Genomic DNA, 15,966 nt, shown 5'->3' with positions numbered 1-15,966 from the left:
CCTCAGAACAGATCGCTACGCGATTTGAGCAGATTCTCAACGTCCTTATCCAGCTTAATATGAATTTCATGCTCAATTTTGACATTCATATTGATGGTGATCGGCTCTTTCGATGCCGCGATTTCAATACGCGGCGTACAGCCCGCCAGCAGCGCGGTGGCCAGAAAGGCGGCGAATAGTTTGATCATTATTGTTGTTCCTTACAGGTATGACTGTCCTGACAGCGCGGCGCGGGCAGCCTGGCGTTCTGCTCCAGCCACGCCTGCAGATTGTCGCCGAAACGCAAGCTGCGCCACAGGTCAAAAATATTCTCTTCATGGGAGTAGTTTAAGTGCACCGTATTGCTTTTGCCTTCTACCCGGCTGGTGCCGCTAATCGTTGCCTTCAGCGTCAGTACGCCAAGGTTATCGAGGTTGATCCGCGTCCACGATCTGGCTACCTCCATATATCGCAGCCAGTTAATGGCCGCCCCGGCGGAGACGTTGTCGGCCACCAACGCGTCCGCGGTGTCTTTATCGAGGCGCATCGTCATCGGCCCCGGATTGCTGAACCAGCCGTCTTTGATAATCCATTTTTCGTTATCCAGCCACAGAGGCAGCGCACCGTTAAACGGGCCGGAGACGGCGAACTGCTTCACTTTAATCGCACTCACTAATTCGCTGCTGGAGATATTTTGCAGACGCAGCAGCGCCGGGTCGTGCTGCGGCATCCTCAGTTGCTGCATGGTCAGCTTGCCGCCGAGAATATCGACGCTGACGTTACTCAACTGTAAAGGCGCGTCTTCACTCCAGGGCCAGGCCCCCTGAAGATCTGCCGTCAGATTGCGCGCGGTGAACTGGTTGACGACTTCGCCAATGCGCAACGATACCGGATGGCGGGTGCCAAGCTGCCAGGTGCCGTCGCTAAAACGGAACGGCAGCACAAAATCGACGCCGTTGATCTGGTTATCCGGCATCCAGGCGCTGCCGCCCTTGAGCACCCCGTGACCTCCCGCCTCGAAGCCCTGCCCGGCTGCGGCGGAGAATGCCACCTGCGCGTAAAGCGTTCCCTCACGCAGGGTCATCTTCCACTCCGGCGGCAACAGCGGCTGGAAAACGGTCAGCGACTGTTTTGGCCACCACGCTTCGCCGCGCAGACGTTCTCCGTCCCAGCGCCCGGTAACGCGCACGGGGCCAATTTTTTGCGCATGCAGGGAGCCGTTGAACTGGAACCAGGTCGGATCGCGACCGTCGATATTAAATTTCAGCGTCGACGGCGGCAGTTCGCTGCCGCCGCTGAAGGTGGTTTTCCCGGCATCCAGCGACAGCGCGCCGGTCAGTTTGGGATGCTGCCCATCGCGCAGCCAGCGGATCGGTTTTTCCAGGGTCAGACGCGGCGCGCTTACCAACATGGAACCGTACTGCAGTTTATCGAACCCGGTCGACAGGCTGTTGAGCATGATGGCGCTGTCGGCCCATTCGCCCGCGCCTTTCACATCCCAGCGCGCCTGCATTGGGGTGAAATGACCCTCGCCCCAGTAGCGCCACTGCCAGCGGCCGCGGTCGGGCATAAAGTTGTCGGCCTGACCGTCAAGATGCAGGGTAAAATCGCCCATTTCCTGTTCATGGGCGCGTAAAATAGCCTGCAGGCGGCCATCAACGCCCTGCTGCGTCACTTTGACGCCCGCCAGCGGCCAGCGGATTTCATCAATATTCAACGAATCGATGACCCGCCCGCGCGAACGCAGCAGCGCGCCGGGGTGAAAGTTGAGCACCGGCGCGGTAAGCGGTCCACTCAGCTGCGCGGGCAGTTTGGCGTAAAAAATCAGATCGCCGAGCTTAGCCTCGCCGGTCAGCTGTAGCGGCATGTCGCTGCTGTCCATACTCAGCTTGCCGGGGCCGATATTCAGCACGGCGTTGCCCTTCCCGGCCTGACCCTGAGTGAGCACGTTAAGACGCCCGCTGACCTGCATCTGCTCGGTGCCCTGCTGCCAGTTGCCCAGCGAAAGCGCGACGCGGCCGCTCAACGCGTTGCCCGCGTATTCGGTGTGCCAGCGGCCATCGCTGATGGTAATACGATCCGGGGTGATTTCCCACGGCAGGTCAAGCATCGGCTCCACCTCACCGCGCGGCGTGACCAGCAGTTGCCCGCGGTTCTTCTGCCACTCCAGCTCGGCATCGACCAGACCGGGAGTTTGTGGAAATTCAAAGGTGCTGAACAAGTGGCCATCGACCGGCAAACCGTCCGGCACCAGCGGCATCTGAAACTCGCCCACCAGCTTCACCGGCGCCTGGTCTTCCACCAGACGCGCGGAGAAGTCGCTGACCGTCAGCGCCTGACCGCGCAGTCGCGCCTGGAGGGTAACCTCTTTCCCGGCATAGCCGATATCCTGCTGCTGCGGCGTGAGCGACATCACCAGCCGCCCCTGCCATTTATCCCACGGCGACAGGCGCAGATTGTCAATCGTCAGCCAGCTATAAGGGAGCATTGATTGCCATTCGGCGAGGGTTTTCGGCGCCCCCGGCGCGGCTTCGCTTTCCGGGAGCTTGTTCAGGCAGGCGCTGTTTATATCCAGCTCGCCGATATGTAAACGCCAGCGGCTGGGACGCGAGAGCGAGGCATTGGCGACGCGCGCGATTTCGCAGTCGCCGACCAGATAGCGCAGATCCGGAATACGCAGCGACGAGCGCGTCAGCCGCGGGCTTTCATTGAGTGAGATTCGGGTTCCCGCAGGTAGCCAAATGCCTGCCAGCGTAGGCACCCAGTGGGTGAGCGTTAATAGCAAAGCCAGCGGTAGCAGCACGAGGGCTAATAATAGCGCGATGGCGGCTTTATATTTACCCTTCATGGGCAGCTAATATCCTGATTCGAAATAAGTAAAAGCCGAGAGGCCGTTATTGTGGCACGTTCGACCTGTGAGTTAAAGTTTCCATCCCGTTTAAGCGTAGTCGTCGCCCTGTGATTCACCAGCCAGCTATTTAACCAGGGTTTAGTTTTCGCCTGCGACACTGGTCTACACCTGCGAACGTAAACGGATTGTGCTGTGGACTTAATTATCTCGCTGATGGAATACGCTCAGAGCCGCTATTCATTGGTATTGCTGATGGTTTTCCTGATGACGTTCGCTAAATCCTGCGCCGTCATCTCGCTGCTGATCCCGGGCACCTCCGGGCTACTGCTGTTCGGCACCCTGGCATCGGCCAGCCCGGGACATTTCCTGTTAATGTGGATGAGCGCCAGCCTCGGCGCTATCGGCGGATTCTGGCTCTCGTGGCTGACGGGCTACCGCTACCGGTACCATCTGCATCGTATCCGCTGGCTTAATGCCGAACGCCTCGCTCGCGGCCAGTTGTTCCTGCGCCGCCACGGCGCGTGGGCAGTCTTTTTTAGCCGCTTTCTCTCTCCGCTTCGCGCCACCGTGCCACTGGTAACCGGCGCCAGCGGCACCTCTCTCTGGCAGTTTCAGCTCGCCAACGTCAGCTCCGGGCTGCTCTGGCCGCTTATCCTGCTGGCGCCAGGCGCGTTAAGCCTCAGCTTTTGATGAAAGGTATTGTCTTTTAAAGAGATTTCTTAACACCGCGATATGCTCTAGAATTATTACTATAACCTGCTGATTAAACTAGTTTTTAACATTTGTAAGATTATTTTAATTATGCTACCGTGACGGTATTATCACTGGAGAAAAGTCTTATGAAAATCGCTGTGTATAGTACAAAACAGTACGACAAGAAGTATCTGCAGCATGTTAATGATGCATATGGCTTTGAACTGGAGTTTTTTGACTTCCTGCTAACCGAAAAAACCGCCAAAACCGCCAACGGCTGTGAAGCGGTGTGTATCTTCGTAAACGATGACGGTAGCCGCCCGGTACTTGAAGAACTAAAAGCCCACGGCGTGAAGTACATCGCGCTGCGCTGCGCGGGGTTCAACAACGTTGACCTCGATGCCGCCAAAGAGCTGGGCCTGCGGGTGGTGCGCGTCCCGGCCTACTCGCCGGAGGCGGTCGCTGAGCACGCGATCGGCATGATGATGTCGCTGAACCGCCGCATTCACCGTGCCTATCAGCGCACCCGCGACGCGAACTTCTCTCTGGAAGGGCTGACCGGTTTCACCATGCACGGTAAAACCGCCGGCGTTATCGGCACCGGTAAAATCGGCGTCGCCGCGCTGCGCATTCTTAAAGGTTTCGGTATGCGTCTGCTGGCGTTTGATCCCTACCCAAGCGCCGCCGCGCTGGATATGGGCGTGGAGTATGTCGATCTTGAAACCCTGTACCGGGAGTCCGATGTTATCTCACTGCACTGCCCACTGACCGATGAAAACTACCATTTGCTGAACCATGCCGCGTTCGATCGCATGAAAGACGGGGTGATGATCATCAACACCAGCCGCGGCGCGCTCATCGATTCGCAGGCAGCGATCGACGCCCTGAAGCATCAGAAAATTGGCGCGCTGGGGATGGACGTGTATGAGAACGAACGCGATCTGTTCTTTGAAGATAAGTCTAATGACGTGATTCAGGATGATGTGTTCCGCCGTCTCTCCGCCTGCCATAACGTCCTGTTTACCGGTCACCAGGCGTTTCTGACCGCGGAAGCGTTGATCAGCATTTCGCAAACCACCCTCGACAACCTGCGTCAAGTGGATGCAGGCGAAACCTGTCCTAACGCACTGGTCTGATTTTCCTTGCCCTTTTGTGCTCCCCCTTCGCGGGGGGCACATTCAGATAATCCCCACAGAAATTGCCTGCGATAAAGTTACAATCCCTTCATTTATTAATACGATAAATATTTATGGAGATTAAATGAACAAGTATGCTGCGCTGCTGGCGGTGGGAATGTTGCTATCGGGCTGCGTTTATAACAGCAAGGTGTCGACCAGAGCGGAACAGCTTCAGCACCACCGTTTTGTGCTGACCAGCGTTAACGGGCAGCCGCTGAATGCCGCGGATAAGCCGCAGGAGCTGAGCTTCGGCGAAAAGATGCCCATTACGGGCAAGATGTCTGTTTCAGGTAATATGTGCAACCGCTTCAGCGGCACGGGCAAAGTCTCTGACGGCGAGCTGAAGGTTGAAGAGCTGGCAATGACCCGCATGCTCTGCACAGACTCGCAGCTTAACGCCCTGGACGCCACGCTGAGCAAAATGCTGCGCGAAGGCGCGCAGGTCGACCTGACGGAAACGCAGCTAACGCTGGCGACCGCCGACCAGACGCTGGTGTATAAGCTCGCCGACCTGATGAATTAATAGTTACCGCAGCTTCCGCCTGCCAGCGCCTGCTCGCTGCAGCGCTTGCCGTTCGGCAATGCGCACATGCCGATAGCGGAGCCATCAAGCTGGCGGGCCACCGATAACGAGCCGCCAACCATGGCGCAGTTTGCCTGGCCGGAGCTGCTCATCGCAGCGCGCATTCCCGGCGATACGTGCGCCGCCGTTGCCTGCTGAACAGGTTCATCATTGCTACTACACGCCGACAGTAACAGCGCAGCACATCCCACTAAAAACGCAGCTCGCATCTTCTCTCCCCTCAGATACATCTTAAAATGGACAAGCCTAAGGATAATAGGCAGCTCAGCGCGCCGCGTCGAGAGGCGAAGTACGTATTTATGCGTTGTGTTAACATTTATTAGCAAATTTTTTGGCGTCAGAAGCCTCTCAGCATGAGCACATTAATCTCTGTACAACTGAGAAGCATCATGGTGAGGCGATAGTTTCCCGACAGTTAAATAGGTAGTTCTTTGTTCTGCAAGATTATTTCCTGTGCGTTCAATCTTAGCTTCTTTGACTCACTGGTGAGCATCCAAATCACTTTCATTCCTATCAGCGACAATCTTCAGAGTTGAATGGCTCTACTCGGCAGGGACTCGTCACAGTCAAACATAAAAAAAGCCAGCAGGGGATGTGCTGGCAATTCTTCAAATATGAAAGTTATTGAATACCGTATTTCTTTTCAGTGACGAATTTTGGCTCTTGCTAATTGGGACCTTTTTTGACAAGCATTTTTTCGCCCCATACGACCACGCCTTTTTGACGCATCTGTTCAAAGGTCCTCATAAACTCCCCACTTTCTATTACTGAAAACTTATAACGACTGAAAAAACGATCCATTTGAGGATAACCAAAGCCATTCTCATTCCTGGTTAAGTTGAGAATAATATCCTCGAGCGTCTGCTCTGCCACTATACGTTCAAAATCAATCACTTGAAACCCCTCAACTCTTGTTCTTCTGCTGCTTTCAGCGCTTCTGGTGTATATAAAGAGTTTCTATTACCTAATTTATAGTCCTCCAGAGTGGCTGTATGAGTATTATTCCATACCTCAGCAGAGCGCTATCTTTAACGCCAAGCAGCTTGTAGCGCTCCAGTTCTCTGACCTCATGAGTGTAGTATCTCTTATCGGTATCAGTAGCCTGGAGCTCACCTTTTATAATTTTTTCTAGCCTGTCAATCATCACTTTATTGGCATCTGATTCAGCAAAACGACCTGTATGTAGTTTCACCTTATCAATGCCTGCACGGTCAATGATTGCCGCCTTCCAGTCCAGATTCTGAACCGGACCGCCTGCTTTACCTCCGTGCCAGTATGTACAGGGGTCACCGGTGCCGGCGTACTGTTACCGGTGTGAGGCGGGGCGCCCGCCACGGCTTATACATATTCAATTTCTCCAGATTTCGATTACTGAAATGATTAGATTAATAAAATAGAAACTACATAGATACTCGTGTTCGCAACCAACCATATATAAATGATTTATTAACCTCACTTTTTTCTGCTAACTCCAGATAATACTGCCCCTGGCTACAGTTTAATGCCCGGAGCAATACACGCTCCCCTTCACTGCCTCTTCGAATAACATAATGGCTCAAGGCATTTAAGGTTCTGGGGCCAATAACACCATCGGTTATAAGATCCGGATAAAGTACCCCACGATGATTAAAAGCATTTAACCAGCGTTGAAGCCACTTACCCGGCAGAACAGGCCCCATATTGACCCCGGCATCACACAGTTTTTCAGCGATCGCGGTAGATATTTCAGCAACATGATCGAACCGGGGCGCAATCCAGTAGTCAGCGTTGAGAATATCCAGCGCCTGTTGGCGCGTCAGTTTTTGCATATCGCCATCATAACCATGAGCCCGTGCGGTGACTTGAGTAATCCCCCAGTTTGTCGGACCTCCTTTATCATCAGGATGATTTACATAACCGCCCTCCTTTTCCAGAATGGCATTAAAAATCTCATCTTTAGTCATTTATTCCTCATTTATCGATTAAATGCGCGATATTCCCCCTCACCAGGAACACGGCAATAAAGACAAAAAAATTCACGGTAACCACCAACCAGTGGGTCGACGTATACAAGCCGAAGAGATAACGAAACGGTATGCTGGCATAAGTGATTACCAGCAAATAAGCCGTATACGATATCCATGGTCGATACCTCCTGTACCGGGCGCGCCGATAAAACATTAAGGTTAGGGTGATCAAAGCGCAGAGAATGGCATTAAGCAGCGCGGGCAGTTCATTTCCCATTCGGGCGCCCACTATTGTTGCGGGTAAGTATTTTATATAGGTCGGTTAGTTCTTGATTATTCAGGAACGTAAGTATCTTAATAATCAGCGCGGATATCAGTACGGCGCCTAACGCGTCTAACGGTCTATCACTATATCCTGTCCAGATCGCCAACTTTGTCCCAATTAACCCGGAACCCAGAACACCGACGATAAAAGAAGTCATAAAATAGGCAGCGAGTCTAAAACGTGTGATATTAACCGCCGTCGCAACATAAAATACCGCGCCAGCAAACGCGCCAAATACAACGCCATAATCAATACCTGTCACCAGGCCAAACATACCAGCGCCCATTAATCCACCAGCAACAATTATCGACGTACCGGAAACAGGATCGGACATATACCCTCCCTTCTTTCACTATGAGTTATGATGGTAAATAACGAAGCGCAGGGTCATTTTTCCTGGCACTAAGGTGTTACCTCGCCGTTACTTTCTTTCTTTTTTGCAAACCAAGCGCATAAATTGCCCTCTCGAAGAGCCAGGCTCCTGGCTGCGCATACTGGTGGGCAAATTCTTGCTGATAAATGATGGTCGCTCGCTCAATTTGCCGTTTATATTCCTCGCGCTGCCAAAAAATATCCTGCGCCACAAATTTAATCGGCAATGCGTCCTCAATACGTTCAGGCGTATGGTGCTTCCCTTTTGCCTGAATCTGAGCGCGGGAAGGGGTGGGCCGGTGGATAAGATCGGAACTGAGCGTTTGCGGATTTTGTAAGTGGGAACGCTGCGCGCGACGTCTACCCGCAGCGGAGCCATTAAACGCGGTTTTACGGGACATTGCGGTCTCCTTTAATGGGCTTTGGCGGAATGCCATTGGCAATCGGATCCTTGCCAATGGCTTTACCCCAAAGCGCACTGCGCCATGGCGCTGGCTTTTCAGCCACGTAGATTCAGTTATGAATCGTTGTATTTCATCATCCAGATAGTGCTGCCTATCAAGCTGATGACAAAAGAATACCTCAGGGTTATTTAAAAATAAATACCCATGGGTATACTTTATGACAAAAACACATTAATGAATTGAAAACATTGAAATTTTTTTTGAAAAAAGTGGTCTACCGCGTAAAAAAACTGAAAAGGTCCGAGGGGGTTGTGATGAACAGCGTCTCACAGGAGGAGGGGCGATGACGCAGGTATGCCCGGCTTACACGCGACATACCTGGTTAAAACTTATCGGCTGAACTCAGTACGAATGGCGACCTGCGGGGCAATGCGCGCCTTTAAACGAAGCGTTTAACGCTGTGGCTATAAATCACGCGACCAATGATCTTCAGATACTGTTCATGGCTCTCGCCAATCGTCCAGTCTGCATATTTACTGTTATCCGAGTGAACAAGCAGGCCATCCGCCGTGAACTGAAGTCGCTTCACCAGCACCGCGCCTTTAAAGGAAAAGACGTAAATGCCATCGCCTTCAAAGTAGTCTTTCGAGACATCGACAAAAATGTAGTCACCGGTCTCAATGGTGCCGGACATGCTATCTCCGGATACGGTGATCACCTTGATATGCTCTGCGGGCCTGTTACCAAAAAGCCGCAGCGCGCCGGCAGAGTCATAGGTGATACTGCTGACCGTTTCATCAACCTCACTGGAGACAATGCAGCCCGGCCCTGCGCTGGCCTGGGCATCCAGAACCTCAATGACATATGGCATCTGTGGCGAATCCTCTACCGGTTCTCGCTCGATATCAATATTCCCGGTGATACCGTCCATCCATCCGCGGGGAAGATTGAACGAAGATTCAATAAGTTCGACCATCTCGTCAGCTATCCTTTTCTTTTGCTTTTTACCTTCGGGGTAGAGCATTCTTGAGACGTAAGAAGGCTCCCGTCCAAGAGTTCGGGCCACATCAACGGCCTTACCACCGCATAAATTATCACGGATATAGAGCAACCGCTGTCGTCTGATTTCGTATTTATCCATCGCAATGATTCTAACGCCATTTACCATCAGGTATCTAAAATATAGCAAAACCCGAATAAATTACCTACAGGTAATTAAGGCAGTATTGTCGGTCAGGACCCTTTGACTGGCGGAATTCGCCACACTGCTACTTATGGAAAAATGACGCCATTGATTTTGGTGTAGGGTGTCGCTCATACGTGGATACCTATGTAATACGTTGAATTAATTTATCTGAACTATGGATTTTGTCGCTACTGGAGATCAAAAAATCATGTTCCTCCGGAGTCTATACTTAGACAGTAATTCGCAAACCCGGTCCCCCCTGCCCGTAACCATGCAGGGAGAAACGAACTTTTACGCTACCGGTGAAATCGCGCCGATAGCGGTTGCGCAGAATGCAGAATAGATAAGCGAGTGCTCAGAATGTATCTATGGGCATAAAAACATTTTTTATCAAACATTTAGCAATGTGAGTATTGATATGATCACTATCGACGGTAATGGCGCGGTTGCTTCAGTCGCGTTTCGCACCAGTGAAGTTATCGCCATCTACCCGATCACGCCCAGCTCCACGATGGCGGAGCAGGCGGACGCCTGGGCGGGCAACGGGCTGAAAAACGTCTGGGGCGATGTTCCCCGCGTCGTCGAAATGCAGTCGGAAGCCGGGGCAATCGGCGCCGTACACGGCGCGCTGCAAACCGGTGCCCTTTCGACCTCTTTTACTTCATCGCAGGGTTTACTGCTGATGATCCCGACGCTGTACAAACTGGCCGGCCAGCTGATGCCGTTTGTGCTGCACGTCGCCGCCCGCACCGTGGCAACCCACGCGCTCTCTATCTTTGGCGATCACTCGGACGTCATGGCCGTGCGCCAGACCGGCTGCGCGATGCTCTGCGCCAGCAGCGTCCAGGAAGCCCAGGATTTTGCGCTAATTTCGCATATCGCCACCCTGCAAAGCCGGGTGCCATTTATTCATTTCTTTGATGGTTTCCGCACCTCGCACGAAATCAACAAAATCGCCCCGCTGGCGGACGATACCCTCCTCAGCCTGCTACCGCAGGATAAAATCGATGAACATCGCCAGCGCGCCCTGAACCCCGAACATCCGGTAATCCGCGGCACCTCAGCTAATCCGGATACCTACTTCCAGTCACGTGAAGCGACTAACCCGTGGTACGACGCGGTTTACGCACACGTTGAAACGGCAATGAACGATTTTGCCGTCGCCACCGGGCGTCAGTACAAACCGTTTGAGTTCTACGGACATCCGCAGGCCGAGCGCGTTATCGTGATTATGGGCTCCGCAATCGGCACTTGTGAGGAAGTGGTTGATGAACTGCTGAGCCGCGGTGAAAAAGTCGGTGTACTGAAAGTTCGTCTTTATCGCCCCTTCTCCGCTGCCCATCTGCTGGAAGCGCTGCCGGTTAGCGCCCGCGCCGTTGCGGTGCTTGACCGAACCAAGGAACCGGGCGCCCAGGCTGAGCCACTGTATCTCGACGTGATGACCGCGCTGGCGGAAGCCTTTAACCGCGGCGAGCGGGAAACGCTGCCGCGTACCATTGGCGGCCGCTATGGTCTCTCATCAAAAGAGTTCGGACCGGAGTGCGTGCTGGCGATTTTCAACGAACTGAGCGCCGCCAAACCCAAACCACGCTTTACCGTCGGCATCTACGATGACGTCACCAACCTTTCCCTGCCGCTGGTAGAAAATACCCTGCCGTCGGAGGCGAAGCTGGAAGCCCTGTTTTACGGGCTCGGCAGCGACGGCAGCGTCTCGGCCACCAAAAACAATATCAAGATTATCGGTAACTCGACGCCGTGGTTCTCGCAAGGCTATTTCGTCTATGATTCGAAAAAAGCTGGCGGCCTGACGGTTTCCCATTTGCGCGTCAGCGAGAAGCCGATTCGTTCTTCCTATCTGATTTCGCAGGCCGATTTCGTTGGCTGTCACCAGCTGCAGTTTATCGACAAGTATCAGATGGTTGAGCGTCTTAAGCCGGGCGGTATTTTCCTGCTCAATACCCCATACAGCGCCGAGGAAGTCTGGTCGCGCCTGCCGCAGGAAGTCCAGGCCACGCTGAATCAGAAAAAAGCGCGGTTTTATATCGTTAACGCGGCCAAAATCGCCCGCGAGTGCAGCCTCGGCGCGCGCATCAACACCGTTATGCAGATGGCGTTTTTCCATCTGACGCAGATCCTGCCGGGTGATAGCGCGCTGGCGGAACTGCAGGGCGCGATTGCGAAAAGCTACAGCAGCAAAGGTCAGGAACTGGTCGAACGCAACTGGCAGGCGCTGGCCCTGGCCCGCGAGTCGCTGGCGGAAGTGCCGCTGCAGCAGGTCGATGCCAACAGCCCGAATCGCCCGCCGGTCGTCTCCGACGCCGCACCGGATTTCGTCAAAACCGTGACCGCCGCCATGCTGGCCGGGCTCGGCGATGCGCTGCCGGTCTCCGCCCTGCCGCCGGATGGTACCTGGCCGATGGGCACCACCCGCTGGGAAAAACGTAATATCGCCGAAGAGATCCCTATCTGGAAGGAAGAGCTTTGTACCCAGTGCAACCACTGCGTGGCCGCCTGCCCGCACTCGGCAATCCGCGCGAAAGTGGTCACCCCGGAGGCGATGGAAAATGCCCCGTCCAGTCTGCACTCCCTGGACGTCAAATCCCGCGATATGCGCGGCCAGAAATACGTTCTGCAGGTCGCGCCTGAAGATTGCACCGGCTGTAATCTGTGCGTCGAGGTTTGTCCGGCAAAAGATCGGCAGAACCCGGAAATCAAGGCCATCAATATGATGTCGCGCCTTGAACATGTTGAAGAGGAGAAAGTCAATTATGACTACTTCCTCAATCTGCCGGAAATGGACCGCAGCAAGCTGGAACGTATCGATATCCGCACTTCGCAGCTGATCAGTCCGCTGTTTGAATACTCCGGCGCCTGCTCCGGCTGCGGCGAAACGCCGTATATCAAGCTGCTGACTCAGCTCTACGGCGACCGGATGCTGATTGCCAACGCCACCGGCTGTTCATCGATTTACGGCGGCAACCTCCCTTCCACGCCGTACACCACCGATGCCAACGGCCGCGGGCCGGCATGGGCCAACTCGCTATTCGAGGATAATGCCGAATTTGGCCTCGGCTTCCGCCTTACCGTCGACCAGCATCGTCAGCGCGTAATGCGTCTGCTATCGCAGTTCGTCGATAAACTCCCGCCTGAGCTTAACGAGGCGCTGCACGCGGAGGCCACGCCTGAGGTACGCCGCGAACAGGTGGACGAACTGCGCAAGGTGCTGGCAAATGAAGAAGGAGCGAAGGAACTGTTAACCGACGCCGACGCACTGGTCGAGAAATCTATCTGGCTAATCGGCGGCGACGGCTGGGCCTACGATATCGGCTTTGGCGGTCTCGACCACGTGCTGAGCTTGACCGAAAACGTCAATATTCTGGTGCTCGATACCCAATGTTATTCCAACACCGGCGGCCAGGCATCGAAGGCTACCCCGCTGGGTGCGGTGACTAAATTTGGCGAGCACGGCAAGCGTAAAGCGCGTAAAGACCTTGGGGTCAGCATGATGATGTACGGTCATGTTTATGTGGCGCAAATTTCCCTTGGCGCGCAGCTCAACCAAACGGTAAAAGCGATTCAGGAAGCGGAAGCGTATCCGGGACCATCGCTGATTATTGCCTACAGTCCTTGCGAAGAACACGGTTACGATCTGGCGTTAAGCCACGATCAGATGCGTCAGCTGACCGCGACCGGATTCTGGCCGCTGTATCGCTTTGACCCGCGTCGTGCCGATGAAGGTAAACTTCCGCTGGCGCTGGACTCCCGTCCGCCGTCAGACGCGCTGGCCGAAACGCTCCTGAACGAACAGCGTTTCCGTCGCCTGAACGCGCAGCAGCCGGAAGTTGCGGAACAGTTGTGGAAAGATGCGACCGCGGATCTACAAAAACGCTATGACTTCCTGGCGCAGTTGGCCGGTAAGGCGGAAAAACCCACCAGCGAAAGCTAATTCGCTGCCATTTTTTATCCGCGCATAAAAAAAGCCCGAATATTCATTCGGGCTTGTCGCTTTACCGCTCAACAAAAACCATTCTCAGGAACGAGGGCAATATAAATTCTTGAATGACAATAAAAGGCATATAACGAGCAGATAATACGATATTAAAATCGTCATGTATAATTTTTATTTTGTATATTTTCTGCCAAATCATTCATTATAATTATCATCATTTCATCTGAATTATTTATTTTAGATTTTACTTATATCGTAACAATTGATACTTACCATATCTCTATTTGCTCCTTTAGCATGAGTTCACTTCCCAGGAGGAAGCTAAAACAAAAACCGTTAAAGGATTGTCTAAATGAAAAGAAAAGTACTGGCCCTCGTTATCCCGGCATTATTAGCTGCTGGCGCTGCTCACTCTGCTGAGATTTATAATAAAGACGGAAATAAACTGGACCTCTATGGCAAGGTAGACGGTCTGCATTATTTCTCCGATGATTCATCTAAAGATGGCGATCAATCCTACGTCCGTCTTGGCTTCAAAGGCGAAACTCAGATTAACGATCAGCTGACCGGCTACGGTCAGTGGGAATATAACGTTCAGGCGAACAACACCGAAGGCGCCGACAACCAGTCCTGGACCCGTCTGGCGTTTGCGGGTCTGAAATTCGCTAACTACGGTTCATTCGACTATGGCCGTAACTACGGCGTACTGTACGACGTAGAAGGCTGGACCGATATGCTGCCAGAATTCGGTGGCGACTCCTACTCCCAAGCCGATAACTTTATGACCGGCCGCGCTAACGGCGTTGCAACCTACCGTAACAATGACTTCTTCGGTCTGGTTAACGGCCTGAACTTCGCCCTGCAGTATCAGGGTAAAAATGAAAACGCCGGCAGCGGTGAAGGCACCAACAACGGCGATCGCAGCGTACGTAACGCCAACGGCGACGGTTTTGGTCTGTCAACTTCTTATGATTTCGGTATGGGCATCAGCGCAGCTGCCGCATACACCTCTTCTGACCGTACCAATGATCAGATGACCCGGACCACCGCAGGCGGTGACAAAGCGGAAGCGTGGACCACCGGCCTGAAATATGATGCCAACAACATCTATCTGGCGACCATGTATTCCGAAACCCGCAACATGACGCCTTACGGCGACGGTAACGGCGTTGCCAATAAAACCCAGAACTTCGAAGTGACTGCGCAGTATCAGTTCGACTTTGGTCTGCGTCCGGCGGTTTCTTTCCTGATGTCTAAAGGTAAAGATTTGAGCAAAACCGATGGCGACAAAGATCTGGTTAAATATGCTGACATTGGCGCGACTTATTACTTCAACCGTAATATGTCTACCTACGTTGATTACAAAATCAACCTGCTGGATGAAGACGATAGCTTCTATTCTAACAACGGCATCTCTACGGATGACGTCGTCGCATTAGGCCTGGTTTACCAGTTCTAATGTCCGGGCCCGCTGGCAACGGCGGGCTTTCTCTTCCCCTCCCTGCCATCGCCGGCATTCAAAGCAAAACAATATATCGATTACCTTAAAATAATCGTCCGTTAAATGATATATTGCTACCTGGAATTGCCGCAGCCGTAGAGGACGCCCGCCATGCAACATCACCCCGTAACCTCATCCCGAATCACCTCCGTCGCCTATGATGAGTCCGCCGGCATTCTTGAAATCCGTTTTCGCGATAACCAAACGCTGCAGTATATCGGTGTCCCGCCGCGCATTTTCCGCGACTTTCTCCTGGTGGTTTCTAAAGGTCGTTTTTACGATGGCGTCATTAAAGGAAAATTTACCGAACGCCGCTGCGCCTGATGGCCAAAGTGTGATTGCGCGCAATGTACAATAATCGCCTGGATGACCTACACTTTAAGTGGTTACTTAAACAGGAGGTTTTATGAACAGAATGATTCTTGTGCCCATCGATATTTCTGATACAGAATTAACCGATCGCGTTATCAAGCATGTTGAAGCTGAAGCCAGAATCGATGATGCCGAGGTGCATTTCCTGACCGTCATTCCCTCCCTTCCCTATTACGCTTCGCTGGGAATGGCCTACACCGCAGAGCTGCCGGCGATGGATGACCTCAAAGCCGAATCGGAATCGCGGCTCAAAGAGATTGTGAAAAAGTTTAATATCCCCGAAGACCGTATCCACTTTCACGTTTCAGAGGGCTCGCCGAAAGATAAAATCCTTGCTATGGCGAAGTCTCTTCCCGCGGACCTGGTGATTATCTCTTCGCACCGTCCCGATATCACCACCTACCTGCTGGGCTCTAACGCCGCCGCCGTTGTCCGCCATGCGGAATGTTCGGTGCTGGTCGTGCGGTAAACCGACTCTGCCCGCCGCTGTGCGGGCTTTTTGTCTTTTATCCCGCCGGGCTTATTTAACCTTAAATGTGCTGACATTCCCTTCGCTAATCCGTACCATACACGCCACATGCTACGCACCAGCAGAATGCCATAATCATGCTGGCAGAACGCGTGCGC

General features: G+C 53.1%; 16 protein-coding genes. 7 read left to right on the top strand and 9 right to left on the bottom strand.

Annotation, left to right across the window (positions count from 1 at the left end; genetic code table 11):
- Positions 1–2 precede the first annotated feature (2 nt).
- Positions 3–188, bottom strand: coding sequence for a YnbE family lipoprotein (locus KCG39_RS03650; protein ID WP_004121063.1), 186 nt, complete (start codon positions 186–188; stop codon positions 3–5).
- Positions 188–2,827, bottom strand: a complete 2,640-nt coding sequence (locus KCG39_RS03645) for a YdbH family protein (RefSeq protein ID WP_004121065.1) — start codon at positions 2,825–2,827, stop codon at positions 188–190. Before KCG39_RS03645 ends, KCG39_RS03650 begins: the two co-directional genes overlap by 1 nt.
- A 195-nt stretch (positions 2,828–3,022) precedes the next feature.
- Here KCG39_RS03645 and KCG39_RS03640 point away from each other — a divergent pair, with 195 nt between their 5' ends.
- The 3 genes from KCG39_RS03640 (at position 3,023) to hslJ (ending at position 5,224) form a co-directional block, all read left to right on the top strand.
- Positions 3,023–3,520, top strand: a complete 498-nt coding sequence (locus KCG39_RS03640; protein WP_004121067.1) for a DedA family protein — start codon at positions 3,023–3,025, stop codon at positions 3,518–3,520.
- 149 nt (positions 3,521–3,669) lie between these two features.
- Positions 3,670–4,659: a 2-hydroxyacid dehydrogenase gene (locus tag KCG39_RS03635; protein WP_004112629.1), complete on the top strand. Its 990-nt coding sequence runs from the start codon at positions 3,670–3,672 to the stop codon at positions 4,657–4,659.
- 124 nt (positions 4,660–4,783) lie between these two features.
- Complete coding sequence (hslJ, locus tag KCG39_RS03630; protein WP_004121070.1) at positions 4,784–5,224, top strand: heat shock protein HslJ; 441 nt, start codon at positions 4,784–4,786, stop codon at positions 5,222–5,224.
- Here hslJ and KCG39_RS03625 read toward each other — a convergent pair.
- From KCG39_RS03625 to KCG39_RS03595, 7 genes are all read right to left on the bottom strand, one after another.
- On the bottom strand, positions 5,221–5,493 hold the full coding sequence (locus KCG39_RS03625) for a putative hemolysin (RefSeq protein WP_004101621.1): 273 nt from the start codon (positions 5,491–5,493) through the stop codon (positions 5,221–5,223). The two genes, hslJ and KCG39_RS03625, sit on opposite strands and share 4 nt — an antisense overlap.
- 457 nt (positions 5,494–5,950) lie before the next feature.
- On the bottom strand, positions 5,951–6,178 hold the full coding sequence (locus KCG39_RS03620) for a hypothetical protein (protein WP_004121072.1): 228 nt from the start codon (positions 6,176–6,178) through the stop codon (positions 5,951–5,953).
- A gap of 506 nt (positions 6,179–6,684) precedes the next feature.
- Positions 6,685–7,227, bottom strand: a complete 543-nt coding sequence (locus KCG39_RS03615) for a glycoside hydrolase family 108 protein (RefSeq protein WP_004121074.1) — start codon at positions 7,225–7,227, stop codon at positions 6,685–6,687.
- 7 nt (positions 7,228–7,234) lie between these two features.
- Positions 7,235–7,507 carry a phage holin family protein gene (locus tag KCG39_RS03610; RefSeq protein WP_032741863.1) on the bottom strand — a complete coding sequence of 91 codons (273 nt, stop codon included), beginning with the start codon at positions 7,505–7,507 and terminating at the stop codon, positions 7,235–7,237.
- Complete coding sequence (locus tag KCG39_RS03605) at positions 7,497–7,889, bottom strand: phage holin family protein (RefSeq protein ID WP_004121076.1); 393 nt, start codon at positions 7,887–7,889, stop codon at positions 7,497–7,499. Before KCG39_RS03605 ends, KCG39_RS03610 begins: the two co-directional genes overlap by 11 nt.
- 76 nt (positions 7,890–7,965) lie before the next feature.
- A complete protein-coding gene (locus tag KCG39_RS03600) occupies positions 7,966–8,328 on the bottom strand; it encodes a transcriptional antitermination N peptide (protein WP_004121079.1) in 363 nt (120 codons plus the stop codon).
- 442 nt (positions 8,329–8,770) lie between these two features.
- Positions 8,771–9,472 carry a S24 family peptidase gene (locus tag KCG39_RS03595; RefSeq protein WP_049090298.1) on the bottom strand — a complete coding sequence of 234 codons (702 nt, stop codon included), beginning with the start codon at positions 9,470–9,472 and terminating at the stop codon, positions 8,771–8,773.
- Positions 9,473–9,935: 463 nt separating this feature from the next.
- Here KCG39_RS03595 and nifJ point away from each other — a divergent pair, with 463 nt between their 5' ends.
- From nifJ to uspF, 4 genes are all read left to right on the top strand, one after another.
- Positions 9,936–13,463, top strand: coding sequence for a pyruvate:ferredoxin (flavodoxin) oxidoreductase (gene nifJ, locus KCG39_RS03590; RefSeq protein WP_004121083.1), 3,528 nt, complete (start codon positions 9,936–9,938; stop codon positions 13,461–13,463).
- A 355-nt stretch (positions 13,464–13,818) separates the two neighbouring features.
- Entirely contained in the window at positions 13,819–14,925 is a 1,107-nt protein-coding gene (gene ompC, locus KCG39_RS03585) for a porin OmpC (protein ID WP_004121085.1), read from the top strand.
- A 153-nt stretch (positions 14,926–15,078) separates the two neighbouring features.
- Complete coding sequence (locus KCG39_RS03580) at positions 15,079–15,291, top strand: KTSC domain-containing protein (protein WP_004121086.1); 213 nt, start codon at positions 15,079–15,081, stop codon at positions 15,289–15,291.
- Positions 15,292–15,373: 82 nt separating this feature from the next.
- The gene (uspF, locus tag KCG39_RS03575; protein ID WP_004121089.1) at positions 15,374–15,808 is read left to right on the top strand and encodes a universal stress protein UspF; all 435 of its coding nucleotides are present in this window, start codon (positions 15,374–15,376) and stop codon (positions 15,806–15,808) included.
- The last annotated feature ends 158 nt before the right edge of the window (positions 15,809–15,966 follow it).

The organism is Klebsiella pasteurii (assembly GCF_018139045.1).
Lineage (GTDB): Bacteria > Pseudomonadota > Gammaproteobacteria > Enterobacterales > Enterobacteriaceae > Klebsiella > Klebsiella grimontii.
Note: the sequence above shows the minus strand (reverse complement) of the source record. Positions and strands in the feature narration are given on the sequence as shown.